This window comes from Bradyrhizobium sp. 155 (genome assembly GCF_023101105.1).
GTDB classification, from domain to species: Bacteria; Pseudomonadota; Alphaproteobacteria; order Rhizobiales; family Xanthobacteraceae; genus Bradyrhizobium; species Bradyrhizobium canariense_D.
Map to the genome: position 1 here is coordinate 3713309 of NZ_CP064704.1, position 24969 is coordinate 3738277.

General features: G+C 63.7%; 24 protein-coding genes and 1 pseudogene. 13 read left to right on the plus strand and 12 right to left on the minus strand.

Annotation, left to right across the window (positions count from 1 at the left end; genetic code table 11):
• Window positions 1-11 precede the first annotated feature (11 nt).
• Window positions 12-383, minus strand: a complete 372-nt coding sequence (locus tag IVA93_RS18100; protein WP_007590670.1) for a response regulator — start codon at window positions 381-383, stop codon at window positions 12-14.
• 225 nt (window positions 384-608) lie between these two features.
• Here IVA93_RS18100 and IVA93_RS18105 point away from each other — a divergent pair, with 225 nt between their 5' ends.
• Both IVA93_RS18105 and IVA93_RS18110 read left to right on the plus strand, forming a co-directional pair.
• On the plus strand, window positions 609-1259 hold the full coding sequence (locus tag IVA93_RS18105) for a protein-L-isoaspartate(D-aspartate) O-methyltransferase (RefSeq protein ID WP_026233485.1): 651 nt from the start codon (window positions 609-611) through the stop codon (window positions 1257-1259).
• A gap of 109 nt (window positions 1260-1368) precedes the next feature.
• Entirely contained in the window at window positions 1369-2754 is a 1386-nt protein-coding gene (locus IVA93_RS18110; protein ID WP_204511287.1) for a LysM peptidoglycan-binding domain-containing M23 family metallopeptidase, read from the plus strand.
• Window positions 2755-2911: 157 nt separating this feature from the next.
• On the opposite strand, the gene IVA93_RS18115 is transcribed toward IVA93_RS18110, so the two are convergent.
• Entirely contained in the window at window positions 2912-3928 is a 1017-nt protein-coding gene (locus IVA93_RS18115; protein WP_204511286.1) for an ATP-binding protein, read from the minus strand.
• 180 nt (window positions 3929-4108) lie between these two features.
• On the opposite strand from IVA93_RS18115, the gene yajC reads away from it, so the two are divergent.
• Genes yajC through IVA93_RS18145 form a run of 6 tightly spaced genes read left to right on the plus strand, consistent with a single transcriptional unit; the run spans window position 4109 to window position 9762 of the window.
• Window positions 4109-4474, plus strand: coding sequence for a preprotein translocase subunit YajC (gene yajC, locus IVA93_RS18120; RefSeq protein ID WP_007610701.1), 366 nt, complete (start codon window positions 4109-4111; stop codon window positions 4472-4474).
• A 59-nt stretch (window positions 4475-4533) separates the two neighbouring features.
• Window positions 4534-6138, plus strand: a complete 1605-nt coding sequence (gene secD, locus IVA93_RS18125; protein WP_018458020.1) for a protein translocase subunit SecD — start codon at window positions 4534-4536, stop codon at window positions 6136-6138.
• Between the two features lie 10 nt (window positions 6139-6148).
• Entirely contained in the window at window positions 6149-7168 is a 1020-nt protein-coding gene (secF, locus tag IVA93_RS18130; protein WP_018458019.1) for a protein translocase subunit SecF, read from the plus strand.
• A gap of 60 nt (window positions 7169-7228) precedes the next feature.
• Window positions 7229-7612, plus strand: coding sequence for an Mth938-like domain-containing protein (locus IVA93_RS18135; RefSeq protein ID WP_204511285.1), 384 nt, complete (start codon window positions 7229-7231; stop codon window positions 7610-7612).
• Entirely contained in the window at window positions 7609-8472 is an 864-nt protein-coding gene (locus IVA93_RS18140; protein WP_204511284.1) for a phytoene/squalene synthase family protein, read from the plus strand. The genes IVA93_RS18135 and IVA93_RS18140 overlap by 4 nt, the downstream gene beginning before the upstream one ends.
• A gap of 45 nt (window positions 8473-8517) precedes the next feature.
• Window positions 8518-9762, plus strand: coding sequence for a threonine ammonia-lyase (locus tag IVA93_RS18145; RefSeq protein WP_018458016.1), 1245 nt, complete (start codon window positions 8518-8520; stop codon window positions 9760-9762).
• Between the two features lie 16 nt (window positions 9763-9778).
• On the opposite strand, the gene IVA93_RS18150 is transcribed toward IVA93_RS18145, so the two are convergent.
• The 5 genes from IVA93_RS18150 to IVA93_RS18170 form a co-directional block, all read right to left on the minus strand.
• Window positions 9779-10957 (minus strand): aminotransferase class V-fold PLP-dependent enzyme, encoded by a 1179-nt coding sequence (locus IVA93_RS18150; protein WP_231188453.1) that lies wholly within the window; start codon window positions 10955-10957, stop codon window positions 9779-9781.
• Between the two features lie 78 nt (window positions 10958-11035).
• On the minus strand, window positions 11036-11593 hold the full coding sequence (locus IVA93_RS18155) for a CAP domain-containing protein (RefSeq protein ID WP_204511282.1): 558 nt from the start codon (window positions 11591-11593) through the stop codon (window positions 11036-11038).
• Between the two features lie 105 nt (window positions 11594-11698).
• Window positions 11699-12793: a serine/threonine protein kinase gene (locus tag IVA93_RS18160; RefSeq protein ID WP_085384637.1), complete on the minus strand. Its 1095-nt coding sequence runs from the start codon at window positions 12791-12793 to the stop codon at window positions 11699-11701.
• A 7-nt stretch (window positions 12794-12800) separates the two neighbouring features.
• The gene (trmFO, locus tag IVA93_RS18165; RefSeq protein WP_247370320.1) at window positions 12801-14228 is read right to left on the minus strand and encodes a methylenetetrahydrofolate--tRNA-(uracil(54)-C(5))-methyltransferase (FADH(2)-oxidizing) TrmFO; all 1428 of its coding nucleotides are present in this window, start codon (window positions 14226-14228) and stop codon (window positions 12801-12803) included.
• Between the two features lie 126 nt (window positions 14229-14354).
• Window positions 14355-14507: a DUF1127 domain-containing protein gene (locus IVA93_RS18170; RefSeq protein WP_018458011.1), complete on the minus strand. Its 153-nt coding sequence runs from the start codon at window positions 14505-14507 to the stop codon at window positions 14355-14357.
• Window positions 14508-15123: 616 nt separating this feature from the next.
• Here IVA93_RS18170 and IVA93_RS18175 point away from each other — a divergent pair.
• Complete coding sequence (locus IVA93_RS18175; RefSeq protein ID WP_018458010.1) at window positions 15124-15450, plus strand: hypothetical protein; 327 nt, start codon at window positions 15124-15126, stop codon at window positions 15448-15450.
• A 76-nt stretch (window positions 15451-15526) separates the two neighbouring features.
• Here the strand turns inward: IVA93_RS18175 and IVA93_RS18180 are convergent, their stop codons facing one another.
• Window positions 15527-16351: a lytic murein transglycosylase gene (locus IVA93_RS18180; protein WP_018458009.1), complete on the minus strand. Its 825-nt coding sequence runs from the start codon at window positions 16349-16351 to the stop codon at window positions 15527-15529.
• A gap of 130 nt (window positions 16352-16481) precedes the next feature.
• Window positions 16482-17390, minus strand: coding sequence for a DUF2189 domain-containing protein (locus tag IVA93_RS18185; protein WP_026233481.1), 909 nt, complete (start codon window positions 17388-17390; stop codon window positions 16482-16484).
• A gap of 334 nt (window positions 17391-17724) precedes the next feature.
• On the opposite strand from IVA93_RS18185, the gene IVA93_RS18190 reads away from it, so the two are divergent.
• A complete protein-coding gene (locus IVA93_RS18190; RefSeq protein ID WP_085384623.1) occupies window positions 17725-18108 on the plus strand; it encodes a DUF3597 domain-containing protein in 384 nt (127 codons plus the stop codon).
• Between the two features lie 53 nt (window positions 18109-18161).
• On the opposite strand, the gene IVA93_RS18195 is transcribed toward IVA93_RS18190, so the two are convergent.
• Window positions 18162-18437, minus strand: coding sequence for a GNAT family N-acetyltransferase (locus IVA93_RS18195; RefSeq protein ID WP_247370322.1), 276 nt, complete (start codon window positions 18435-18437; stop codon window positions 18162-18164).
• 248 nt (window positions 18438-18685) lie between these two features.
• A complete protein-coding gene (locus IVA93_RS18200; RefSeq protein ID WP_018458005.1) occupies window positions 18686-19042 on the minus strand; it encodes a hypothetical protein in 357 nt (118 codons plus the stop codon).
• A 179-nt stretch (window positions 19043-19221) separates the two neighbouring features.
• Here IVA93_RS18200 and IVA93_RS18205 point away from each other — a divergent pair, with 179 nt between their 5' ends.
• Both IVA93_RS18205 and IVA93_RS18210 read left to right on the plus strand, forming a co-directional pair.
• Window positions 19222-20829, plus strand: coding sequence for an acyl-CoA synthetase (locus IVA93_RS18205; protein ID WP_085353178.1), 1608 nt, complete (start codon window positions 19222-19224; stop codon window positions 20827-20829).
• 9 nt (window positions 20830-20838) lie between these two features.
• Entirely contained in the window at window positions 20839-21699 is an 861-nt protein-coding gene (locus IVA93_RS18210; RefSeq protein ID WP_085353176.1) for a PCC domain-containing protein, read from the plus strand.
• Between the two features lie 16 nt (window positions 21700-21715).
• Here IVA93_RS18210 and IVA93_RS18215 read toward each other — a convergent pair whose 3' ends face one another.
• Complete coding sequence (locus tag IVA93_RS18215; RefSeq protein ID WP_247370324.1) at window positions 21716-23788, minus strand: DUF1217 domain-containing protein; 2073 nt, start codon at window positions 23786-23788, stop codon at window positions 21716-21718.
• 263 nt (window positions 23789-24051) lie between these two features.
• Between IVA93_RS18215 and IVA93_RS18220 the strand changes: the two are divergent.
• Window positions 24052-24818, plus strand: a pseudogene (locus tag IVA93_RS18220) (AAA family ATPase).
• The last annotated feature ends 151 nt before the right edge of the window (window positions 24819-24969 follow it).

Sequence of the window (24969 nt, forward strand, 5' to 3'; positions counted from 1 at the left end):
TGGAATGGGGCCTAGCCGCCGCGAAGCGCGGCTTCGATGGTCTTGCCGAGGGCGTCGAGCTGAAATGGCTTCTGAAGCGCCGGCCGATCGCGGTACTGCTCGGGCAGGCCCGAGGAACCGTATCCGGTGGCGAAGATGAACGGGCAGCCCTTCGCCTTGATGACATCGGCGACCGGCGAGATGACCTTGCCGTTGACGTTGACGTCGAGAATGGCGATGTCGAACTCGGTTGCCTGGGCGAGCCGCATGGCTTCGGTGATGTCGCCCGCCTCGGCTGCGATCTTGTAGCCAAGCTCTTCGAGCATGTCCGCGACCATCATCCTGATCATCACCTCGTCTTCGACGAGGAATACAGAGCGGCCAGTAAGCCCCGTCGCGGTCATGGTCGAGTCCTTGCCCATTGCCAAAAACGTTCGCAGATAACATGAATCGACGCAATGCGCGTTTCGACGAACGGATGCCTGAAAATGGCCATCGCGGCTCGCCCGTTGCAAGCCAATTTATGGTCAACTACGCCATCCGAAGCCTATCATGGGTTCCCTGAGCCGGAACAGGAATCTCGCGCCCAGGTTGGGCGTCCCGGACCGCAAACACAGCACAAGCAGGCAATGACCCCCCATCAGCACCCGCCGGAAAAGATGATGTTTCAGCTCACGCTGAGGCGTCGGGGCATCAGCGACCAGGCGGTCCTGAGGGCCATGGAGGAGGTGCCGCGCGATCAATTCGTCGACGACGCCGATCGGGACGGCGCATATCGCGACAGCGCGCTCCCGATCGCCTGCGGGCAGACCATCAGCCAGCCCTTTGTCGTCGCCTACATGACCGAGCAGCTCCAGCTTCAGAAGAAGCACCGCGTCCTCGAGATCGGCGCCGGCTCGGGCTACCAGGCGGCGGTGCTGTCGCGGCTCGCCGGCCAGGTGTTGACGGTCGAGCGCTACCGCAAGCTTGCGGATGCCGCACGTATCAGGCTTGAAAAACTCAACTATCACAACGTCGAGGTGATGCTGGGCGACGGACTCAATCTGCCCCCCAATATTGGCCCGTTCGATCGCATCATCGTCACGGCCGCGATGGAGCAGCTCCCGGAGAACCTGGTCGAGCGGCTGGAGGTGGGTGGCATCCTGATCGCGCCCGTCGGCCCGCATCAGGGGGTGCAGACGCTGATCCGGCTGAGCCGGACCGAAGCCGGGATCGAGCGCAAGGAACTCGTCGAGGTCCGCTTCGTGCCGGCGCTGCCCGGCGTGGCGCGGGAGCTGTAGAATTCCGGATTGGCTGCGCTGCCAACATCTTATTGGGAGGGTTAAGCCGTTATTTACTCGGCGCGTGTTTACTTAAAACACCAGTTCTGTTGCGTACGAGTGAGTAACCATGTCCGTTGCCGCCGAGTTGCTTTACTCGCGCCGTGTGCCGCAGGTCGCGGTGCTGGCGCTGATCTCCTTCAGCTTCGCAGGGTGCAGCGCCGACATGTCGTCGCGCATGTCCCAGTCGAACTTCTCCAATCCCTTCGCGCAGGAATCGACCGGTTCGGTGCAGCAGGCCCCGCCGCCGCAGCGTGAGTTGCCGCAATATTCGCGGCCGCAGACGCAGTCCGGTTATTATCAGTCGCAGCCTTTGCCGCCGGCGGTATCCACGCCGCAATCCTACCCCGTTGCAGCAGGCGGTGTGTCCGGAGGCGGACGCGGCGTGGGCTCCTACGCACCCCCGGCGCAGCCGCATCTCGAGACCACGGCCACCGTGCCGCCACGCTCGGTTGCAGCCGCCCAGCCGGTCGGCGGAACCAAGATCATCGTCGGCACCAGCGATACGCTCGACCTGCTTGCCAAACGCTATCGCGTCACGCCGCAGGCGATCCTCGCCGCCAACGGCTATAAGGGGCCGCGCGCGCTCTCGCCCGGCCAGCAACTGATCATTCCGCACCAAGCTACGGCGGCTGCGCCCGCGCCGCTCATGGCTCCCGTTGCCGCTGCCCCAGCGCCCGCTGCGAAGCCGGTTGCGGCCGTTGCCGCGCCGTCAAGCACGCACTTCGTGAACCACGGCGACACGCTCGCCAGCATTGCCCGCAAGAACCATATCTCGGCGGCCGAATTGGCCCGCGCCAACGGCCTCGATCCCTCTGCAAAACTCAAGCTCGGCGCCAGGCTGGCCGTGCCCGGGGCCAAGACCGCCGCTGTCGCAGCACCGCTTGCCGCGGCTCCGGTCGGAGCCGCTCCCGTCGCGGGGACGCTGCAGCCGGTTGCTGCCGCGCCTGCGCCCGCCACCAAGATGGCCGCCGTCGCCGCGCCGGTGCAGAGCGCGCGCCTGGCCCAGGCCACCGCCAACGTCGAAGACAAGGCCGCGGACACTCCCGCGAAAGCTGCGGAGACCACCAGCGCGCTGCCGACTTTCCGCTGGCCGGTGCGCGGCAAGGTGGTCACGAGCTACGGCGCCAAGACCAATGGCAAATCCAACGACGGCATCAATCTCGCGGTGCCCGAGGGCACGCCGGTCAAGGCGGCCGAAGACGGTGTCGTTGCCTATTCCGGCAACGAGCTGAAAGGTTACGGCAATCTGGTCCTGGTTCGGCACTCCAACGGCTACGTCACCGCATATGCCCATGCGAGTGAGCTGATGGTGAAGCGCGGCGATACCATCAAGCGCGGCCAGGTCATTGCCAAGTCGGGTCAATCCGGGGAGGTGGCGTCGCCGCAGCTCCACTTCGAGATCCGCAAGGGATCGAGCCCGGTTGATCCGCTTCAATTCCTGAACGGGGCGTGATGAGGCCTACATTGTCTCCCAACTGAAGCTGTCGTCGCCCGGCTTAACCGGGCGACCCAGTACGCCGCGGCCTCTCGATCGATCACAACCGTCTCTGGAATACTGGATCGCCCGCTTTCGTGGGCGATGACAGTTTTGGGTTGGGCTATGACTGTGGCTACGTCGCCGCCAGCTTGACGCCGAGCCGTCCCGCAAGCTCCTGGACGAACTGCCAGGCGACACGGCCCGAGCGCGAGCCGCGCGTCGTCGACCATTCAAGTGCCTCGCGTTCCAGGGCGTCATCGTCGATCTTCACGCCGAAATGGCTGCAATAGCCCCGCACCATGGCGAGATATTCGTCCTGGCTGCACCGGTGGAAGCCGAGCCAGAGACCGAAGCGATCCGACAGCGAGACCTTCTCCTCGACGGCTTCGCCGGGATTGATCGCGGTCGAGCGCTCGTTCTCGATCATCTCGCGCGCCAGCAGATGGCGGCGGTTGGAGGTGGCGTAGAGGATGACGTTCTCCGGCCGCCCCTCGATGCCGCCTTCGAGCACCGCCTTGAGCGATTTGTAGGACGCATCATTGCCGTCGAACGAGAGGTCGTCACAGAACACGATGAAACGGAAGGATGAGGCGCGAAGCTGCTCCATGAGGGAGGGCAGGCTCTCAATGTCCTCGCGATGAATCTCGATCAGCTTCAGTCTGTCGGCCGGTTTGCGCTCCGCGTTGATGCTGGCATGCGCCGCCTTCACCAGCGACGACTTGCCCATGCCGCGCGCGCCCCAGAGCAGCGCGTTGTTGGCGGGCAATCCGTTGGCGAAACGCTCGGTGTTCTCCATCAGGATGTCGCGCATCCGGTCGACGCCCTTGAGCAGGAACATTTCGACGCGGCTGACCCGCGGCACCGCCGCAAGGCGGCCGTCCGGGTGCCAGACGAAAGCATCCGCCTGCTTGAACGACTCGCGTTCGGCGGCGGGCTTGCCTTGCGCGGAGAGGTGCGCCGCAATCGTCTCCAGCGCGCGAACGATGCGCTGCTGGGAGACGTTTTGGTTCGTCTTGGACGTCGTCTTGGAAATCGTCTTGGAAGCCGCCTTGAGGGCCACCTTGGGACGTTTTGCCGCGACGCCGGCTGCCTTCGCGGCAGGGGTGCGAGGGCCTTTGCCGGCCGGGCTTTTGCTTGGTTTTTGGGGCATGTCCGAAGTTCCTGAGAATGCAGCCTTATCGGGCCTGTGCGCGCGCCGCAAGGTAGCTAAAAGGGCGGTCTGGCAGCGTTGCAATTGGGGCAATGGCCGCTATAGTCCGCGCGAATTTGACCGAACCGGTCGCCATTTGGGCATGACCGGTTTTCCCCCGTTCTCACGAGGATCGTCCGAATGCTGATTACCCCTGCGTATGCCCAGGCTGCGGGCGCCGGCGACACCAGCGGCATGTTGATGTCGCTGCTGCCGTTCGCCCTGATCTTCGTGATCATGTACTTCCTGATTCTGCGTCCGCAGCAGAAGAAGGTCCGTGACCACGCCGACCTGGTGAAGAACATCCGCCGCGGCGACACCGTCGTGACCTCGGGCGGTCTCGTCGGCAAGGTCACCAAGGTCGTCGACGACGACCAGATCGAGTTCGAGATCGCCGATGGCGTGCGCGTGCGGCAGATGCGCTCGATGGTCTCCGGCGTACGCGCCAAGGGCGAGCCGGCCAAGGAATCCAAGGAAAGCGCCAAGGAAGACGCCGCGTCGAAGTGAGTGCTTCCGCGAGTCTCTCAAGTTTTCCTGCAAATCTCCTGATCTGACAGGTCCAGTCGATGTTGTATTTCACGCGGTGGAAGGCGCTCGGGATTATCCTGACGGCGCTGATCGTGTGCCTCTGCGCGGTCCCGAACTTCTTCCCCGAAGCGCAGGTCAAGACCTGGCCCGCCTGGGCGCAGCGTCGGCTCGTGCTCGGCCTCGATCTTCAAGGCGGCTCCTATCTGCTGCTCGAGGTCGACGGCAACTATGTGAAGAAGGAAAGGCTCGACCAGGTCCGCGACGATGTTCGCCGGACGCTGCGCGATGCCAAGATCGGCTTCACCGGCGGCGTCACCGTGCGCAACGACGCGGCCGAGGTTAGGATCACCAAGGAATCGGACCTGCAGCCTGCGCTCGCCAAGCTGCGCGAGCTGTCCCAGCCGCTGGGCGGACTGGTCGGATCCAGCGGTCAGCGCGACCTGGATGTGACTGACGCCGGCGGCGGCGTGATCCGCCTTACGATCCCGCAGGCCGCGATGCTCGACCGCATGCGCAAGACGATCGAGCAGTCGATCCAGATCGTCGAACGCCGCGTCAACGAACTCGGCACCGTCGAGCCTGTCATCCAGCGCCAGGGCAACGACCGCATCCTGGTGCAGGTCCCCGGCCTCCAGGACCCGACTCGTCTGAAGGAATTGCTGGGCAAGACCGCGAAGATGGAATTCCGCATGGTCGATACGTCGGTGCCGCCCGATCAGGCGCAGCAAGGACGTTTGCCGCCGGAATCCGAGCTTCTGATGAGCGCGTCACCGCCGCCCACACCCTATGTGGTCAAGAAGCAGGTGCTGGTCGCCGGCGGCGACCTGACCGATGCCCAAGCGAGCTTCGACCAGCGCACCAGCGAACCCGTCGTGAGTTTCAAGTTCAATACGTCGGGCGCGCGCAAGTTCTCGCAGGCCACGCAAGAGAACGTCGGGCTGCCTTTTGCGATCGTGCTCGACAACAAGGTCATCTCGGCTCCCGTGATCCGCGAGCCCATCACCGGCGGACAAGGCCAGATCTCGGGCAGTTTCACGGTGCAATCGGCCAACGATCTCGCGATCCTGCTGCGCGCCGGCGCGCTGCCGGCACCGCTCACGGTGGTCGAGGAGCGCACCGTCGGTCCGGGCCTCGGCCAGGACTCGATCGAAAAGGGCGAGCTCGCCGCCTATGTCGGCTCGATCTTGGTCATCATCTTCATGCTCTTGACCTACCGGCTGTTCGGCGTGTTCGCCAACATCGCGGTGGCCATCAACGTCGCCATGATCTTCGGCCTGTTGTCGCTTCTCAACGCCACGCTGACGCTGCCCGGCATCGCGGGCATCGTGCTCACCGTCGGTATCGCGGTCGATTCCAACGTGCTGATCTACGAGCGCATCCGCGAGGAGTTGCGTGGCGGCCGCAACGCGATCTCGGCGATCGACGCCGGCTTCAAGCGGGCGCTTGCGACCATCCTCGATTCCAACATCACCACTTTTATTGCCGCCGCGGTGCTGTTCTACATCGGTACCGGTCCGGTGCGCGGCTTCGCCGTGACGCTCGGAATCGGCATCATCACCACGGTGTTCACCGCTTTCACCCTGACCCGGCTGATCGTGGCCTGGTGGGTGCGGTGGAAGCGGCCGCAGAGCGTGCCGATCTAGGAGCCTGATCGTGAATCACACTGTTCTCATCGGGCTCGGCGTCCTCATTGCCATTCTCACCGTGGTTGCGGCATTCGGCTGGCTGCCGTCGCTGCGCATCGTCCCCGACGATACCCATTTCGACTTCACGCGTTTTCGCCGGATCAGCTTCCCGATCTCGGCGGCGTTGTCGATCGTCGCGATCACGCTGTTCTTCACCCATGGACTGAATTTCGGCATCGACTTCCGCGGCGGCACCCTACTGGAGGTGCAGGCCAAGTCCGGCACCGCCGATATTGCGGCGATGCGTACGACGTTGGATGCCCTGCGTCTGGGCGAAGTCCAGTTGCAGCAATTCGGCGGCCCCGCCGATGTCCTGATCCGTGTCGCGGAGCAGCCGGGCGGCGACGCCGCCCAGCAGGAGGCCGTGCAGAAGGTCCGCACCGCGCTTGGCGATTCCGTCGACTATCGCCGCGTCGAGGTGGTGGGACCGCGCGTATCGGGCGAATTGCTCGCCTACGGCATGCTCGGCCTGATGCTGGCGATCGTCTCGATCCTGATCTACCTCTGGTTCCGATTCGAGTGGCAGTTCGCGCTTGGCGCCATGATCGCCAACGTGCACGACATCGTGCTCACGATCGGGTTCATGTCGATCAGTCAGGTCGATTTCGACCTGACCAGCATCGCGGCGCTTCTGACGATTTTGGGCTATTCGCTCAACGACACCGTCGTCATCTACGACCGCATCCGTGAAATGCTGCGGCGCTACAAGAAGATGCCGATGCCGCAGCTCCTCAACGAATCAATCAACTCGACGCTGTCGCGCTCGATCATCACCCATTTCACTGTGACGCTGGCGCTGCTGGCCCTGCTGCTGTTCGGCGGCCATGCCATCCACAGCTTCACCGCGGTCATGATGTTCGGCGTGGTGCTGGTCGGCACCTATACCTCGATCTTCATTGCGGCCCCGATCCTGATCTATCTCGGCGTCGGCGAGCATCGCGAGGATGCGGTCGATAAGGCTACGCCGGCGAAGAAAAGCAAGGCATGATCCGAACCGCATGCCCTCGCAGGAGTTTGGGAGGGCAGTAAGCTCATTCGGACGAAGCTCATGGCCGGCGATCCCAACGCACCGCATTTTCCCCGCTCGGCGCCGATCGAAGCCTATGGCAAGGGCGGCTTTGCCTTTGCCGGCATGTCGCATCGGGGATCGCTGCTTTGCCTGCCCGACGCGATCTGGGCCTGGGACATAACGGACCCTGCAAAGATCGACCGCTATTCGCTGGATCGAGTCTTCAAGTCTGCCAACAGCATCGACACGCTCCTGGTCGGCACCGGAACCGGGGTCTGGCTGCCGCCGCCGGAACTGCGCCAGGCGCTCAAAGCGGCGAGGGTGGTGCTGGATGCGATGCAGACCGGTCCCGCCGTGCGTACCTACAACATCATGATCGGCGAACGGCGGCGCGTCGCGGCCGCGCTGATCGCCGTGCCATGAGTGGCTCCGCGCCGCCGCCGGATTCTGCTGCGTTCTGTGCTGACCTCGTGCGCAGCCACGACTTTCCGCACTATGCCGCGACCCTGTTCGCGCCCGCTGCCGAGCGCCGCGGGCTGCTGGCGCTCTATGCCTTCAATGTCGAGATCGTCCGCGTCCGCGATCAGGTGAGCCAGCCCTTGCCCGGTGAAATCCGCCTGCAATGGTGGACCGACATGCTGTCGGGCCAAGTCCATGGCAGTGCCGAGGGCAATCCGGTGGCGGCGGAGCTGCTCCGCGCAATCCGTGATTTCGACCTGCCGGTCGAGCCGCTGTCGCTGCTCGCCGACGAGCATCAATTCGATCTCTACAACGACCCAATGCCAACAATGGCGGCGCTGGAGGGCTACCTCGCGGCGACCTCATCGGCGCTGTTCGATCTCGCCGCCCGGATCATGGGACCACCGTCGGCGGCGGCCGAGCATCTCGCCCGCCATGCCGGGCTGGCGCAGGGCATCGTACAGGTCATCGCCAATCTGCCGCGCGATGCGGCGCGCCGGCAATTGTTCCTGCCGCAGCAGGTGCTGGCGAGCCACGATTGCGACGTGGAAGACGTGTTCGCCGGAAAGGAGACGCCAAACTTGCGCGCCGCGCTGGGCCAACTCTCGGGCGAGGCGCAGCAACATTTGACGACGGCCTTGTCGCTGCTGGTGGAGGTGCCGGCATCGGTGCGTCCAGCGTTCCTTCCGCTCGGACAAGCGCGGGCCGACCTCAAGCGCCTGTCGCAACCCGGGCGCAATCCATTTACGCCGCAACCGTCATCGCGGCTGCGTACGCTGTGGACGCTGTGGCGGGCTTCACGTTCGCGGGAATTTACCAAATAGCGGTTGGCTTATCGCCGGAGCCGGGCAAATGCTCTATGTTGTCCTATGGCTGAGTTGTCCCAAACCATATCTTCCGATCTGGGCGGCCTTCCGGTCGTACCGGCCGACATCCATGCCGCCGCCGAGACGATCCGCGGCGCCGTCGTCGAGACGCCCTGTAGCTACAGCCGCACGCTGAGCAATATCTGCGGCTGCGACATCTGGCTGAAATTCGAGAACCTCCAGTTCACGTCCTCGTTCAAGGAGCGCGGCGCGCTCAACCGCCTCAAGGCGCTGACGCCGGAGGAGCGCGCGCGGGGCGTCGTCGCGATGTCGGCGGGTAACCACGCGCAGGGCGTCGCCTATCACGCCAAGCGGCTCGGCATTCCCGCCACTATCGTCATGCCGGTCGGCACGCCCATGGTGAAGGTCGAGAACACCAGGCATCACGGCGCCGAGGTGGTGGTGACGGGCGCCACGCTGGAGGAGGCGGCCGCGTATGCGCGCAGCCACGGCGAAGTCCATGGCATGATCTTCGTCCATCCCTATGACGATCCGCTTGTCATCGCAGGGCAGGGCACGGTCGGGCTGGAAATACTCGAGGCCGTGCCGGAGCTCGATACGCTGGTCGTCCCGATCGGCGGCGGTGGCCTGATCAGCGGGATCGCCATTGCCGCGAAATCGATCAAGCCGTCGCTGCGGATCCTCGGCGTCGAGGCCTGGCTCTACCCCTCGATGTACAATGCCATCCATGACGGCAATTTGCCGGCACGTGGCGACACACTCGCGGAAGGCATCGCGGTGAAGTCGCCCGGCAAGATCACGACCGAAATCGTCCGCCGCCTTGTCGACGACATTGCGCTCGTCAACGAAGCCGAGCTCGAGCGCGCGGTGGCGACCCTGATCTCGATCGAGAAGACGGTCGTCGAAGGCGCCGGTGCCGCTGGCCTCGCCGCGCTGATGTCCGACCCGTCCCGTTTCGCCGGTCAGAAGGTCGGGCTGGTGCTGAGCGGGGGCAATATTGACACACGTCTGATCGCATCGGTCCTGACCCGCGAGTTGGCGCGCGAGGGGCGGCTCACCCAATTGTCGCTCGACATTCCCGACAGGCCCGGCCAATTGGCTGCGGTCGCGGCACTGCTGGCCGAGGCCGGCGCCAACATCATCGAGGTCTCGCACCAGCGCACGTTCTCGGATCTTCCGGCCAAGGCGACGTTGCTGCAATTGGTGATTGAAACCCGCGACAGCGCCCATCTCGACGAGGTCATGGCGAAGCTTGGCGCATCCGGATTGAGTGCGCGCTGTACCTGAGCGTGCATGATCGCCGCTATCGCCGCGTCAAACCCGCCAAATGGACGATCAGCCGATCGATCTCCGCGTCCGTATTGTAGTAGTGCGGGGAGGCGCGCACCACCGGCGGCAGCGAGCGGATTTCGGCATCGATGCGCGTGCTCGACGGATCTGAGGCACCGATCGTGATGCCGGCTGCGGCCGCGTCGCTGACGACCGCTTCCGCCTCGTACCCTTCCACCGTGAAGCTGACGATGGCTCCCGGAGCGCGTCCGAGGTCGCGAACTCTGATGCCGCGAATGGATGCAAGGCCGCCCCGGAGGCGGTCCGCCAGCATGCGGCAACGCCGCTCGATCGGGCCGATCCCGATATCGAGGGCATAGTCGACAGCCGCGCCGAGCCCAAGCCGGGCTGCGTAGTTGTTCTCCCAGGTCTCAAAACGGCGCGCATCGTCACGCAGCCGAAAAGCGTCCCGGGAGACCCAGGGTGCGGCGAAGTGATCGATCATTGGCGGTTCGAGCCGCTGCAGCATTTTTCGGCCGACGTAGAGAAAGCCGGTGCCGCGCGGGCCGCGGAGGAATTTACGCCCGGTCCCCGACAACATGTCACAGCCGATGGCCTCGACGTCGACCACCATCTGTCCGACTGCCTGGCAGGCGTCGAGCAGATAGGGGATGCCGTGCGCCCGCGCTATCTTGCCGACGGCTGCAGCCGGATTGACCAGCCCGCCATTGGTCGGAACCCAGGTGATCGCAATCAGCTTCACGCGCTCATCGATCATGCGTTCGAGCGCGTCGACGTCGAGCTCGCCGCTGGCATCGCTCGGCACGACGTCGATCGCGACGCCTGTTCGGTTGGCGACCTGAAGAAAGGCGACATAGTTGGCCGCGTACTCCGCCTCGGCGGTCAGGATCCGGTCGCCCTTGCTGAATGGAAGCGCGTAGAAAGCCATCTGCCAGGCAACCGTCGCGTTCTCCATGAGGGCGATCTCATCGGGCGCGGCGTTCAGGAGGCGGGCGACCGAGCCGTAAACGGATTCAAGTCGGCGCGCCTCGCGGTCGGCGGCGGCATAGCCTCCGATCTCGCTCTCCAGATCGATGTGTTCCTTCATCGCCGCAACAACCGGCGCCGGCATCAGCGCTGCGCCCGCGTTGTGGAGATAGGCGAGCCGAGAGGCAGCCGGCGTGTCGCGACGAATTCGGTCGATATCCATCATCCATGCCTCCGCGTCTCGCGATCCTCGTGCATGGATTAAACGCGTCGAGGGATGCGGACAAGATGGCCAAGCTTGGTCTCAGATGCAAAGGCCGAGCAGCTTGATGTGGCAGCCGCTGGATTTTGGCTTGCTGGCGGGCGCAGCCTCGCGCTTCACCGCAACCAGCGGCTCCCCGTCTTTCTTGCCTTTGCCTTTGCCCTTCGCCTCGTAGTCGCCGGCGATCACCATTGCCCAATAGGTGCGCTTGCCGCTAGCGTTTTTCGCGCTCGCGATCCCGACGCGGGAAGCGTTGTGCAGCAGCAGATTCTTGCGGTGTCCCGACGAGTCGATCCACTGTCCGAGGGTCTTCTCGAAATTGTCGTAGCCGTAGGCGATGTTCTCGGCGGCGCGGCCTGCGCCGGCCGGTGCGACCCGGCGGTTGAACGGGCCGAGGGCGTCGTGACTGAGGTCGTCCTTCGTCGCCATCGCGCGCGCCTGGTCCATGGCGATGCGGTCGAGGGTCGAATCGCGGACGACGCGGACCTCACCATGCTTGAGGCGGAAGCTCGAGATCAGCTCGGCGGGGGACTCGGCCATTGCGGACGTGGTGGCGAGCAGCAGAAGGCTAGCGATCAGGCCGCCAACCACACGATGCATCATGTACCCCCGAGTGCCCATGACCCCGCCAAGTCCCCCCACCAAGTTCGAATTATCGGATCGCTTCTCTATCGCCAATGTGGACGCTTCAAGGCGTGATCCACGTTAGCTCGCCGGCAGGTCGGCCTCGAAATTGAAGCGGTCGCGCAGGTTCTTGCGCTGCTCCAGGATGTCCTTGAGGAAAGCACGGTCCTGGTCGTTCTTCATCATCGGCTCGATCAGGTCGAGCTGGTTCATGGCGACCAGTTGCAGGATCTCCGTGCGCGGCTTGCCGTCCGGATTGCGTGGCAGTGCGTGCACGACCTGGATGTGTTCCGGCGGCTTTGGCCCCTTGGCAGCGGTGAGCTCGTTGCGCAATTGGCCTTCGAGCGCGGCCTGATCGGCTTCGACGAAGGCATAGAGGCCGACACCGGAGCGGCGGTCGGCAAAGGCGACGATGGCGGTGTCGCGCACGGCGGGGTTCTTGCGGATCAATTCTGCCAGCACCGGCGCGTCGTTGACGAGCCTTCGGCCGCCGCCTTCACGGTCGGTGAAGTTGAACAGGCCGCGGGTGATCGCCCGATAGACCTTCTTGCCGGTGGCGAGCCAGAGGCTGGCGGCGAACGACTTCTTCGCCAGGATCTTGCGCTCGCGCGGCGTCAGCGCCTCGGGCGCGTAGGATCGCTTGTGCTTGAGCAGATGCCGGAGATCTTCATAGGCCAGAATCCGGTAAAGCCGGCCGCGACGGTCGAAGCAGGCGGCGAGCTGGAAGTCGGTCACATAGGCGCGACCGTCGCGGCCGACCAGCCAGTTCTGTTCCTTGGCAAGATCGTTGTGGCAGATTCCGGCGCGGCGCAGCCGTCGCAGCGCGGCCTTCGCCGAGCGAAAATAGGCGAGGTCGCCATGCGGTTTCGCCAGATGCAGCGCGACACCATCGACGAAGCTGCGCACCAGCGCGCGGCGTCCGGCCCACAGCAGCTCCGGGCCGACATCGAGTCCCTTAGCGAGTGCCAGCGCATGCTTCTCGCGGGCGAACAGGTGGCGCGCCAAAAGGAATGACCACCACGGCACCTCGTCGAGGCGGCGCAGCACCGCGTCGACCTCGCCGTCATCGTCGCGGAATCGGCCGCGCTCGACGGTCGAGAACACGTCGCGCTTGAGCAGCACGCCCTCGGTCCAGCGCGCCGAGAGTGTTGCGGCGTCGTCTTTGGGAAGGTTCATCGAAAACTCACGCCGCGGCGGCAATGCGCAGGTGATCGGCGATCCAGCGATCGAGATCGGCGAGCGCCAGCGCGCTCATCGCCTGCTTTTTGGCCACCGTCTTCTCGTTCCCGCGCAGCCGGCTTCCGTCGGGCTTCTTCGTCGGTGCGCTGGCGAGCGGCGGGAACAGGCCGAAATTGATGTTCATCGGCTGGAACGAGCGCGTGCCGGGCTCGATGGTCTCGATATGGCCGCCGGTGATGTGGCCGAGCAGGGATCCGAGCGCAGTCGTGACCGGCGGACTCGCAAGCGTCTCGCCGCGCACCTCCGCTGCCGCATAGAGACCGGCAATCAGGCCGACGCTGGCGGATTCCACATAGCCCTCGCAGCCCGTCATCTGGCCGGCAAAGCGCAGCCGCGGCTGCGCGCGCAGGCGCAATTGGCCGTCGAGCAGCTTTGGCGAGTTGAGAAAGGTGTTGCGATGCAGGCCGCCGAGGCGAGCAAATTCGGCCTTCTCCAGCCCCGGAATGGTGCGGAAGATGCGCTGCTGCTCGCCGTATTTCAGTTTCGTCTGGAAGCCGACGATGTTGTAGAGCGTGCCGAGCTTGTTGTCCTGGCGCAGCTGCACGACCGCGTAGGCCTTGGTGGTGGGATCGTGCGGATTGGTGAGGCCGACCGGCTTCATCGGTCCATGGCGGAGAGTCTCGGGGCCGCGTTCCGCCATGACCTCGATTGGCAGACAGCCGTCGAAATAGGGCGTGTTGGTCTCCCATTCCTTGAACTCGGTCTTCTCGCCGGCGACCAGCGCTGCGACGAAGCCGTCATACTGCTCCTTTGTCATCGGGCAGTTGATGTAGTCGGCGCCGGTGCCGCCGGGACCGACCTTGTCGTAGCGTGACTGAAACCAGGCCACCGACATGTCGATGGATTCGCGATGCACGATCGGCGCGATCGCGTCGAAGAAGGCGAGGGCGTTCTCGTCGGTCAACTCGCGGATCGCATCGGCCAGCGGCGCCGAAGTGAGGGGGCCGGTCGCAACGATGACGTTGCTCCACTCGGCCGGCGGCAGGCCTGCGACCTCACCGCGGGCGATCTCGATCAGCGGATGATCGTTCAGCGCCTTGGTGACGGCCGCCGAGAAGCCGTCGCGGTCCACCGCCAGCGCGCCGCCGGCGGGTACCTGGTTGGCGTCGGCTGCGCGCATGATCAGCGAATCGAGGCGGCGCATCTCGGCATGCAGCAGGCCGACGGCGTTGTTGGCGGCATCGTCCGAGCGGAACGAATTGGAGCAGACGAGCTCGGCAAGCCCATCGGTGCGGTGTGCCTCGGTCATGCGGGTCGGCCGCATCTCGTGCAGCACCACGGGCACGCCGGATTTGGCCACCTGCCAGGCGGCTTCGGAGCCGGCAAGGCCTGCGCCGATCACGTGCACGGTATTTGATTGGGGTCCTGTCATGGGGCGGACAGGTAGCGCTTTTCGGCGATCAGTGGAATCGCCGAGATCGAGTTTTCTGCCTCCGGATGCGACAACGCCCGCACGAGGCGGGCGCTATCGGTCCGTCCGGTTCAGGGCTGAACGATATCAGCCCTGATACTGACCGGCGGCAACGCGCGGGATGTCCGAGCGATCGAGGCCGATATCGGAAAGCTCGCGATCGCTGAGCTGGGACAGCTCGGCAACATTGCGCTGATAGTCCCGGAAAGCTTGGATCATGCGGATGAGCGAGAGCAGCATTGGTAATCTCCTGTAGTTCGATTCAGCTCTTGCCCGAGCCTCATCGTTGATTGAATATAGGTGAGAGTGGTGCAGTGCGAAAGTTCCGATGCTGCGATGCAGCTAAGCGCTGAATGCATGGCGCTGGTAACGGACGATTAACCCGAAAGCACTCCCGCCCAAAGCGTAGGCGGAACAGGGAGCACAGGTCTGAAGTCCCGTGAATTCACGGATTTGCTATGGGCTAGTCGGTTCCGTTCGGAGCGAAATAAGTCGCTTTGCTCTTGTCCGCAAGCGGATCGACTAGCTTCTATAACCAAGTCTCACATGCGAGAATCGCATGATTCTAATGAACTTATACTCATTACTTGGCGCGTGCGTACACTTTTGCCAACTCTCGCCAGCGGTTCGCCTGGTTGCAGCGGATCCACATGACGAAGGGCGGCGAGTCAGGACTATCCCGCTTGGTTAGCCACAACCGTCCCCGCTCGCAGTGCACACACGCTGAACGTGTGGCGTTGATTACAAGCGTGTAATGAAAATCAGAAATTTTGCATGCAGCTCTGCGCGCCGCGCAACATCACGCAATTCTCGCGGGGAATTCATTGCGTCAAGTTGCCGCGCCCGGAGGAAGGTGATGTCGCAGATTCCGGCAATGTCGCTGGCTCTGGCCCAAGAACAAGAGAAGGAAGGTAACGTCATGACGAAGTTACTCGGGGTTATCGCAATTGCCGCCGTTGCGTTCGCCGTCACGCCGGCCCAGGCCGCCAAGCACGCCGCCGGCGGCTGCAGCTCGGCCAATCTGGAGAAGACAGAGACCGCGATCGAAAACATGGCCGATGGTGACGGCAAGTTCGTCGCGCAGAAGGAGATCGCGGCCGCGCAGGACTCGCTGCTCAACGGCAAAATGGGTGCGTGCGGCGCGCATCTGAACAAAGCGATGCACGCCACCATGGGCAAATAGGAACTTCAGGAACGCATTAGGAGAGGGCCGGTCGCCGAGCGATCGGCCCTACGCTTTTGTCCTGCAAGCATCTCATCTAAGGGGCGCGCGCGAGCTGGGTGGCGAAATAGGCGACGGTCTTCGAGTAGACCTCGCTCTTGTTCCACTGCTGCAGCACCGCGAAATTCGGACTGCCCGGCTGCCAATCCTTACCCTTCTGCCAGCCATAACCGGCAAGATAGTTCGCGGTGGAGGCGAGCACGTCAGGGGCGTTGTGCAGGAGATCGCGCTTACCATTGCCGTCGAAATCGACGGCGTATTTCATCCATGACGACGGCATGAACTGGGTCTGTCCGAGCTCGCCGGCCCAGGCGCCCTTCATGTCGGCCGGTGCGAGGTCGCCGCGCTGGACAATGCGGAGCGCATCCAACAGCTCGGCGCGAAACTGCTCGGAGCGCCGGCAGTCATAGGCCAGCGTCGCCAGTGAGCGGATGGTCGCGAACTTGCCGGTATTGACGCCGAAATCGGTCTCGAGACCCCAGATCGCGACCAGCACCTCGCCAGGCACGCCGTAGGTCTGCTCGATACGCGACAGCACCGAGCCGTATTGCTTCATCATGTTGGAGCCGCGCGTCAGGCGCGGCGGCACCATGCGGCCGGAAAACTCCTCGAAGGTCTGGCTGAAGACCTTCTGCGAGCGGTCGCGGTTGAGCACGTTCTGATCGAGCGTCACACCGGCGAGCCCGGCGGAAATGGCCTGTTGCGAGACGCCCTTGGCCGCGGCGTCCGTTTTGAAGTCTGCAAGCCACGCGTCGAAATTGCCTGAACCGCAGGCAACAGCGGCGAGCGCTGGCTGAGCGGATAGGATGGACGCGGTGATGGCTAAGGCTGCGAGGGCGAGACGAGAAATCGTCGGGGTCATTCGAGCAAATAAATTCCGTGAAGTGATCTGAACGGCGCGCGCAATCTCGATGGAAACCGCGGCCAAAGCAAGGCGTATGACAGTGCGCGATCCTGCCCGCACCGGGGCAGGATCGCATGTCACGATATCGTCAGGCGTCGGTCCGATTGCGCCAGGGGAAGAGGTTGGCGGGGAAGTCGGCGGCCGGCTTGCGTGCACGATGCGGCGGAGGCGGCACCGGACGCGCGCCCGGATCGGCCGCGATCACCTTGCGGTAGAGATGCCAGGTGGCATGGCCGAGCACGGGGACCACCACGGCAAGGCCGAGGAAGGCCGGAATGGTGCCCAGCGCCAGCAGGACGGCCACGATCAGGCCCCAGGCCGCCATCGGCACCGGGTTCTTCGCGACGACGCGCAGTGACGTCACCATGGCCTCGAACGCGCCGGCATGGCGGTCAAGCATCAGCGGGAACGACACGGCGCTGATGCACAGCGCGGCAAGGGCGAACAGGAAGCCGGTGCCGCAGCCGACCACGATCAGCCACCAGCCTTGCCGGCTCGTGAGCACGCGCGTCAGAAAATCCGAGATCCCGGATGCGCCTTCATAGCCGAAAGCGGCGACATAAATTGCCTGCGCGGTCGCAACCCAGGTCACGAACAGGGCCAGCAGCAGCGCGCCGAGACCGAGCATGGCGCCGAACGAGGGCGAACGCAGCACCTCCATGGCATCCCAGGCGCTGGCCTCCTCATGGCGCTCGCGCCGGCTGGAGAGCTCGTAGAGACCGAGAGCGGCGAACGGGCCGATTAGCGCGAAGCCTGCGGCCAGTGGGAACAACAACGGCAACACTGAATAGCCCATCACCACGCGGGCGAGCACGAGGCCCAGCACAGGATAGATCACGCAGAGGATGATGGCGTGGCTCGGCACCGCCTTGAAATCGTCCCAGCCGCGCTTGAGCGCATCCTGCAGATCGGAGAGTTGGATGGTTCGGATCACCGGTCCAGCCGCTTCGGCGGTCTGGGCCATGGACGGGACATTGCCCGGGTAGAGTGTGGCCATGGTCGCTAGCTCCCTTGCCATGCGGCCGCATCTGGCGCCAGCAACGGCGCAAGCGGCCGCTATTCTGAGTTTCGCGATCCCCAACCAGACGCGAATTCCGGATGGCATCGCGAACTGAACGTCAACCGTACGCCCATTTGCGAGTCCTGTCCCTCACGCTTGGGTGAGATTCGATGCCGCGGTGCAATCTCTACAGTGTCATTCGGTCGTTATTTCGCCGCAGATAAGCTGATGCTGCGTGCTTGTTCGCGGAACTTTGGCGGGCGCAACGACGCAACTTGGTCTATAAGTGCCACTCAAGGCCCTTCCAGCGGGTCCTTTTCGGGGAGCAGACATGAGCATTTTCGGGAAAATTATGGGCGCGATCTTCGGTAGCCAGCCAGCTTCCGCCGCGCCCGCAGGCAGCGCACCGTCGGGCAGCGCGCCCGCAGGGGCCGCGCCGAGCGGATCCGCGGCGACGGTGGACGTTGCCTCGATCGTCGACGCGGCGGCCGCTGCGCACAAGGGCGAAAAGCTGGAATGGCGCACCTCGATCGTCGATCTGATGAAGGCGCTCGACATCGATTCCAGCCTCGCTGCGCGCAAGGACCTCGCCAAGGAGCTCGGCTACAGCGGCGACACTAACGATTCCGCGACCATGAACGTCTGGCTGCACAAGCAGGTGATGTCCAAGCTCGCCGCCAATGGCGGCAAGCTGCCGCCGGAGATCAAGCACTGACCGATCGCCCGGTCGCAATCCAAGGGCCCGCGATCGCGCGGGCCCTTTTGCATTCAGGCGACGAGATCCGCATCTTCCGGATGCCTGTCGAGATAATCGACGACGAAACCGCAACCGGCAATCACCTTCCTGCCGTCGCGCCGGATCAATTCCAGCGCGCCCTTGACCAGCTCGGAGCCGATGCCGCGGCCGCGCAGCGCGCGCGGCGTCTCGGTGCGGGTGATGATCACCGCCGACGGCGTCAGCCGGTAATTGGCGAAGGCGATTTCGCTGCCGACATCGAGCTCGAAGCGGCTTCTGTCCTTGTTATCCCGTACCGACGGCGCCATGCAAAAATCCTTCCGACATGCTGCTTGCCCCTGATCTAGGCGCCTCAACCGGTCCTTGCCAAGGTGCGAGCAAGAGTGGTTGCCGCAGGGGAGATATCCGGAAACTGCGTGTCCCGCTCAGCCTGGAATTGAAGCCGGGCTTGCCGACGGTGCAGGAGTCGTTATGGAAGCTCGGGGCGTTGTAGCCCCCCGCCGCTTCTCGCAACGTCGGCGTTGGATCTCTTCCTAGGCCTGATCGCCCGGATGCTTCAATCGGTCGCCTTGGCGAGCCTGGAATCCTCCGGCTGCGCCTGCGGGCGCAGGCATCCCTGGCAGATGACGAGGGAACGGTTGACCATGGCGTCCCGTTCCTCCTCGATGCCATCCTTCGCCTGCCACCATTCCTTTGAATAGGGCTGAAGCGCGGCTTGCGACCTGTTGCGCTCGGATCGGGCCGCGCGCACTGGTTCTGAAGCAGCGCGCGGGTGATTGGGATTTTCGCCGGCGCCGTCCCAGGCATAGCGCGCGGGCTTGAAGGCAGGATCGGAGGCGAGGTGCGCTTGTGGGCCCACGGCACACCCGGCAAGCGCCAGCGATAACATGAGGAGGGCGGGCGCTTTGACCATGATGCGGCACTCTGTACGCGAGAACTGAGCGAGGTTGCGCCGATCATGTTTAAAATTTCCTGAACGGTTGGATGGGCTGCGCTGCGCCCGGCAACCTTGCAGGGCTCCTGGCGATGGCGATAAATGGGCTGCAATGAGCGGGCGGCTCGCGTGCCGTCCGCCGCCGAAGAGGAAGCCCGATGCAGCCCCTGCGCATGTCCCGCCGCGTCATGAATCTCGCTCACATGCTGACCCAGAATGCGCGGCGGCATGGGGCGCGTCCCGGTTTCGTCTGGGGCGACAGATCCTGGACCTGGCGCGAGATCGATGCGCAGGTCTCGGCACTGGTAGCCGCTCTCGCGGCGCGCGGGATCGCGAAGGGCGACCGCATCCTCGTTCATTCCAAGAACGGCGATGAGATGTTCTTCTCGATGTTCGCCGCGTTCCGGCTTGGCGCGGTCTGGGTACCCACCAATTTCCGCCTGATGCCGGACGAGGTCGCCTATCTCGCGCAGGCCTCCGGCGCGAAGGCGTTTCTGTGCCATGTCGATTTTCCCGAGCACGCCGCGGCCGTAAGCGGTGGCGCGCTGGAATTCACCTGGAGCATCGACGGTCGGGCGCCGTTTGCCGAGACGTCGGTTGCGGATGCCGTCGCGTCGCGCGCCGGCACGGTGGTCGAGAACGTCGCAGTCGAGCACGACGATCCCTGCTGGTTCTTCTTTACATCGGGCACCACCGGCCGCTCCAAGGCTGCGGTGCTCACCCACGGTCAGATGGGTTTTGTCGTCACCAACCATCTCGCCGATCTTACGCCCGGCGTCACCGAAGCAGATGCCTCGCTGGTGGTGGCGCCGCTGTCGCATGGCGCCGGCGTGCATCAGCTGGTGCAGACCGCGCGCGGCGTGTGCACCGTGCTGCTGCCGACGGAGAAATTCGACATTGACGAGGCGTTCCGCCTGATCGAGGCGCATCGCGTCAGCAATCTCTTCGTGGTGCCGACCATTCTGAAGATGATGGTCGAGCATCCCGCCGCCGACAAATACGATCATTCCTCGCTGCGCCATGTGATCTATGCGGGTGCGCCGATGTATCGCGAGGACCAGAAGGCTGCGCTGAGGAAGCTCGGCAAGGTGATCGTGCAGTATTTCGGCCTCGGCGAGGTGACCGGCAACATCACCGTGCTGCCGGCAGCGCTGCATGACCCCGAGGACGGGCCGCACGCGAAGATCGGCACCTGTGGCTTCGAGCGTACCGGCATGCAGGTCTCGATCCAGGACGACGAGGGCCGTGAACTCGGCGCCAACCAGAGCGGCGAGATCTGCGTAATCGGCCCCGCGGTGCTGGCCGGCTACTATGACAATCCCGAAGCCAATGCGAAGGCGTTCCGCAACGGCTGGTTCCGCACTGGCGATCTCGGCCACATGGACGAGGAGGGGTTCGTCTACATCACGGGACGAGCCTCCGACATGTACATCTCCGGCGGCTCCAACATCTATCCGCGCGAAATCGAGGAGAAGATTCTGACCCATCCTTGCGTCGGCGAGGTCGCGGTGCTCGGCGTGCCCGATGCGACCTGGGGCGAGGTCGGCGTTGCCGTCTGCGTCGCCCGCGAGGGCGCGAAGCCGGTGAGCGAAGCGGAGATGGCGGCATTCCTCAGCCCCAAGGTGCCGCGCTACAAGATGCCGAAGCGGTTCTTCTTTTGGGAGGCCTTGCCGAAATCCGGCTACGGCAAGGTTCCCAAACGGATGGTTCGCGACGAGCTCGAGGCGCGCGGGCTGCTCGATCTCGACAAGACACGGGCGGGCTGAGCGAAGGTCATGCGCAGCATCAAGCAGCCCGGCGCGCCGGTCGCCGAGCGCATCCAATGGGCGGAGGCGAGGGGACGCGCTTTCTCCTTCACGCTTCAAGCAGGTCTGCCGCTGCTGGAGGCGGCGCGCCGCGGTTTCGCCGCGGAGGGATTCGCCGGCGGCGTGCTCAGCTTCGAGCGCGGCGCGCTCGGGCCGTTCGGCTATGTCATGCCGGCGCTGTCGAAGACCAGCGAGAACGCCGCGTTTTATAGCGACACATTCCGGCCAAGCGGCGTGACGCGCACCAGGCTCGGCAGCATGACGCTGGGCATGCGCGATGGCGCCCCGTTCTTTCATTGCCATGGGCTGTGGACGGAGGCCGATGGCCGCGCCGGTGGTGGCCACATGCTGCCGGACGTGACCGATGTCGCCGAGCCGTTCGAGGTCGAGGCCTTCGGCATCGATGGTGCGATGTTCGCCGCAGAGCCAGATCCCGAGACCAATTTCAAGCTGTTCGGGCCCGTGGCGGCTGCGAGCACCGGCGCACGCACGACCAGCCGCGCTTTCGCGCTGCGGCTGCGCCCCAATCAGGATTTCGCGGGCTGTCTCGAAGACTTCTGCCGCGCGCAAGGCATCGCGCGCGCGAGGATCCATGGCGGTGTCGGCTCGACAATTGGGGCGCGCTTCACCCATGGCGGCGTGACTGAGCCCTTCGCGACCGAGCTTGCGGTAACCGGCGGCGCGATTGCGGCCGGCTCCTCCGGCGCCCTCGAAGCCGCACTCGATGTCGCCCTGATCGACTACACTGGCGGCATAGCGGAGGGCCGTCTGATTCGTGGCGACAATCCCGTGCTGATGACCATGGAGCTGGTGCTCGAGGTGTTGGGCTAGTATCGGCGAGCGATCATCAGCGGGTGCGTAGCTTGGCGATGGCCAAGTATGTGGAGTCACTGATCCCCGAACTGGATCCCTGAAACAGGTTGAGCAGGGGGGATTGACCCTGGCCGGTGCTCTGGCTGTTTCTGATGTCATACATGGCGGAGAAACGGCTCAACAGCTTTGTCACCTTCGCGGGATCGGACAGATCCTTGATCTTCATGAATCTGTCTACGAACTTGGCCTGCTGATCGATCGGCATCGCCGCCATCGAGTCAGGCAAATCGAAAGTGGTCCTGAACACCTCCGAAAGAGCCTTGTCGGCAAGGATGTCGTATGCGGACGTGATGTCCCCCGCCTTTCGCTGGAAATAGAGCGCAAGGCGCACGCCGGGATTGGCATCGCCCTGCTGCTGCTCCAGGCTTTGCTCGACATAGTTCGCTTGTGTTTCCCGAAACTGATCCCGCTTTTGCGGACCCATCATCGGAAGACGCGCGACGTTGCCTTTACTGTCGAAATTGAACGACGCCACGATTTCGGCAAAGCGAGGATCGCTCTCGGTGTTCGCGAAGCTCTTTGGATCGTTCAGGTCGGAGCTGAAGATCTTCTTGAGAAATTCGGTGCTGACCTTCCTGGGATCCAGACCCTTGGCCAAGAGAATGAAATCGACCATCGGCCTGTTTGCGAGAAGATCGGAAACACTGTCGATGCCGGCGATGGCCTGCTGATATTCCGACGCATCCTTCGTGGCCTGTGCCCGAACTGCGGCCTGCTGCTGGGGAGTCGCCGTGCTGGCGCTCTTCACCGCTCCAATGACGTAGTCCTTGGCGATCTGGAGGACTTCAGCCGAGTCCTGAGCCACCAAGGGGGTGGTCAGATTGCCTTTTGCGTCGAAGTTGAAGGCGCGTGCCAGCTCCAAATATCGATTGTCCTTGAGGGTACAGACGTAGCTTTTGGGGTCGTTGATGTCGCTTTCGAGCACGGCCTTGACAGTCGCCGGCGAGACGTTCACGGGCTCGAGGCCGACAGCTCCCAGCGCAAATTCATACACGCCCGGTGTCGATACGAACGCCTGGACTGAATTGATCTTGAGGATGGCAGTTCTAAATTGCCTGATTGCAAAAGCTTCGTTCAACGGGCTCGCCGCCGAATAGACGGCGGACTTGCTGTCGTCGAACTTCTGTTTCGTGATCGTGACATTTGCAGCAGTCTGCGCCGACACACCTGACGGAAGCGACCCGTCGGAGGAAAACTCGAACGCACCGGCCAGGTCGACGAACCCGCCAATCGTCCCTATCTGCTCGCTAAGGCTGAAAATGCTGCTCGCATATGACTCCAAATGATGCTTTTCGACCAGAATCTGGACGTTCAACTGGGCTACGTTCGCGCCCGGTTGCGATAGTTGGGCGGTGTAGTCGGCGATCCTTGAATTGGCCGCGGTGACATCCGATCGGGCCTGAGCAAGGTCGGCGTTGAGGCCACTTAGCTGAGAAGCGAAAGTGGTGTTGACGTAGCTGTTGGGATCGGATGGATCGCTGCGCAAGACCTGGCTTATGGTGTCACGCGACCACTTGCTTTGATCGATCCCGTACGCCGAATAGACATAGTTGCGAAGACGGTCGTTGTTCAGGAGCTGGTCTGCACTGCTGATGTTACCGATTTCGGCGCTGTAGTAATTCGAATCGCCGGCAAGTGCATCGACCTGGCTTTTCCTGGTCGCCGTGTACAGACCAATCATCTCGTCGGTCTGGTTCTCCGATTGCGCCACCGACGTGGCACTGCCATTGAAGGAAAACGCGGCGGCGAACTCACGGTAACGCTTGTCGACCAGCTTGTTGATAAAGCTGTTTGCGTCGGAGAGGTCGCTCTCCAGCACCTTTTTCATGAAGGCCTTGGCGTAGGCCATGTCTTCCAGGCCATACGCCTTCGTTGCATAACGATAAAGGCGATAGTCTTTCATGAAGTCGTCGACGGACTTCACCTTGCCGATGTGGGCTTTGTAATAGGCGGCCTCTCGCGCTACGTCCTGTTGCTGTTCGACCCGCGTCAGGGACTGCTTGAGATTGCGCGTGATGTAGCTGTAACTGAAATACGTTGATACCATCGCGCACTCCTCGCGGCTCTTACGGTCCCGGACGTCCGTCAATCATTGCGGGGTCGCGAGGTGGGCGCGGGCCTTATGCCTGCCGACTGCCTCAGAGCTGCGTTCTCTAAGGCGATTTCGGACCGCAATCCCAGATTCCAGTTTGCCCTCGCCACGCGTGTCGGGTTTTGTTGCTGTATGTCTCTCAGATGCAGCTTTCGCGAGGGTTGCGTTCCGGATATGTTCTAGTGGCCCGATTGGACGGAATGGATCGGAAACCGGACATGAGTCGAAGAAGCAGCCGAACGATCAACCTGCCGGCGCCTTACCTGAAACGGGTTTGGCTCGACCCGTCGCAAGTTCGCGATCGCGAGGCTTATCCGTTTTGCCTGCCCATCTTTCCGGATGATTTCGATCTCAACTTCGACGCCGCCATCACGATCATCGTCGGAGAGAATGGCACCGGGAAGTCGACGATCCTCGAAGGGATCGCAGCGCTCGCCGGCTACGACGACGCCGGTGGCGGGAAGGGTTACATGCCGGTCGATCACTCCGAAGCGCGGGAGAAGATGGGTGGCCAACTCTCCAGGGCGCTGCGCGCAAGCTGGCTGCCGAAAATCACGAATGGCTGGTTTTTTCGCGCCGAGAGTTTTTTCTCGGTGGCGCGATATCTCGACAAGGCCGCACGTGATGCCGGGCAGGTCGGCCCCGATTTCCTGTCGCATTCCCAGGCGAAGGATTCCTGCGCTTCTTCGAGGAGCGCTGCCAGCGCCAGGGCATTTTCATCTTCGACGAGCCTGAATCGGCGTTGTCGCCGGCGCGCCAGATCGAATTTCTGAAGCTGCTTCGACGCATGGAGAATTCCCGCATCTGCCAGGTCATCATGGCGACCCATTCGCCGATGCTCATGGCCTATCCCAACGCACAGCTGCTCCGGCTCGGGAAATACGGCCTGGAGCCGACGACGGTGGAGCAGACCGATCATTACCGGGTGATGCGGAAGTTCTGTGACGACCCGCGCGGGTTCGTAGAGGCGACGCTGGCGGAGTGATCGGGCGGCGTGATCGGCACTCACTGTCTCGGTCGTCATCGCGAGGAGCCCTGCGACGAAGCAATCCAGAGTCTCTCCGCGGAGGTACTCTGGATTGCTTCACTGTGCTCGCAATGAGGGAGCGAGAAGCATCGTTGTTCTCCGCCAACTC

Excerpts from the sequence above, each read along its gene's own strand:
- IVA93_RS18100 (WP_007590670.1), bottom strand. The coding sequence starts at position 383 with ATGACCGCGACGGGGCTTACTGGCCGCTCTGTATTCCTCGTCGAAGAC.
- IVA93_RS18105 (WP_026233485.1), top strand. The coding sequence starts at position 609 with ATGACCCCCCATCAGCACCCGCCGGAAAAGATGATGTTTCAGCTCACG.
- IVA93_RS18110 (WP_204511287.1), top strand. The coding sequence starts at position 1,369 with ATGTCCGTTGCCGCCGAGTTGCTTTACTCGCGCCGTGTGCCGCAGGTC.
- IVA93_RS18115 (WP_204511286.1), bottom strand. The coding sequence starts at position 3,928 with ATGCCCCAAAAACCAAGCAAAAGCCCGGCCGGCAAAGGCCCTCGCACC.
- yajC (WP_007610701.1), top strand. The coding sequence starts at position 4,109 with ATGCTGATTACCCCTGCGTATGCCCAGGCTGCGGGCGCCGGCGACACC.
- secD (WP_018458020.1), top strand. The coding sequence starts at position 4,534 with ATGTTGTATTTCACGCGGTGGAAGGCGCTCGGGATTATCCTGACGGCG.
- IVA93_RS18135 (WP_204511285.1), top strand. The coding sequence starts at position 7,229 with ATGGCCGGCGATCCCAACGCACCGCATTTTCCCCGCTCGGCGCCGATC.
- IVA93_RS18140 (WP_204511284.1), top strand. The coding sequence starts at position 7,609 with ATGAGTGGCTCCGCGCCGCCGCCGGATTCTGCTGCGTTCTGTGCTGAC.
- IVA93_RS18145 (WP_018458016.1), top strand. The coding sequence starts at position 8,518 with ATGGCTGAGTTGTCCCAAACCATATCTTCCGATCTGGGCGGCCTTCCG.
- IVA93_RS18150 (WP_231188453.1), bottom strand. The coding sequence starts at position 10,957 with ATGATGGATATCGACCGAATTCGTCGCGACACGCCGGCTGCCTCTCGG.
- IVA93_RS18155 (WP_204511282.1), bottom strand. The coding sequence starts at position 11,593 with ATGCATCGTGTGGTTGGCGGCCTGATCGCTAGCCTTCTGCTGCTCGCC.
- IVA93_RS18160 (WP_085384637.1), bottom strand. The coding sequence starts at position 12,793 with ATGAACCTTCCCAAAGACGACGCCGCAACACTCTCGGCGCGCTGGACC.
- trmFO (WP_247370320.1), bottom strand. The coding sequence starts at position 14,228 with ATGACAGGACCCCAATCAAATACCGTGCACGTGATCGGCGCAGGCCTT.
- IVA93_RS18170 (WP_018458011.1), bottom strand. The coding sequence starts at position 14,507 with ATGCTGCTCTCGCTCATCCGCATGATCCAAGCTTTCCGGGACTATCAG.
- IVA93_RS18175 (WP_018458010.1), top strand. The coding sequence starts at position 15,124 with ATGTCGCAGATTCCGGCAATGTCGCTGGCTCTGGCCCAAGAACAAGAG.
- IVA93_RS18180 (WP_018458009.1), bottom strand. The coding sequence starts at position 16,351 with ATGACCCCGACGATTTCTCGTCTCGCCCTCGCAGCCTTAGCCATCACC.
- IVA93_RS18185 (WP_026233481.1), bottom strand. The coding sequence starts at position 17,390 with ATGGCCACACTCTACCCGGGCAATGTCCCGTCCATGGCCCAGACCGCC.
- IVA93_RS18190 (WP_085384623.1), top strand. The coding sequence starts at position 17,725 with ATGAGCATTTTCGGGAAAATTATGGGCGCGATCTTCGGTAGCCAGCCA.
- IVA93_RS18195 (WP_247370322.1), bottom strand. The coding sequence starts at position 18,437 with ATGGCGCCGTCGGTACGGGATAACAAGGACAGAAGCCGCTTCGAGCTC.
- IVA93_RS18200 (WP_018458005.1), bottom strand. The coding sequence starts at position 19,042 with ATGGTCAAAGCGCCCGCCCTCCTCATGTTATCGCTGGCGCTTGCCGGG.
- IVA93_RS18205 (WP_085353178.1), top strand. The coding sequence starts at position 19,222 with ATGCAGCCCCTGCGCATGTCCCGCCGCGTCATGAATCTCGCTCACATG.
- IVA93_RS18210 (WP_085353176.1), top strand. The coding sequence starts at position 20,839 with ATGCGCAGCATCAAGCAGCCCGGCGCGCCGGTCGCCGAGCGCATCCAA.
- IVA93_RS18215 (WP_247370324.1), bottom strand. The coding sequence starts at position 23,788 with ATGGTATCAACGTATTTCAGTTACAGCTACATCACGCGCAATCTCAAG.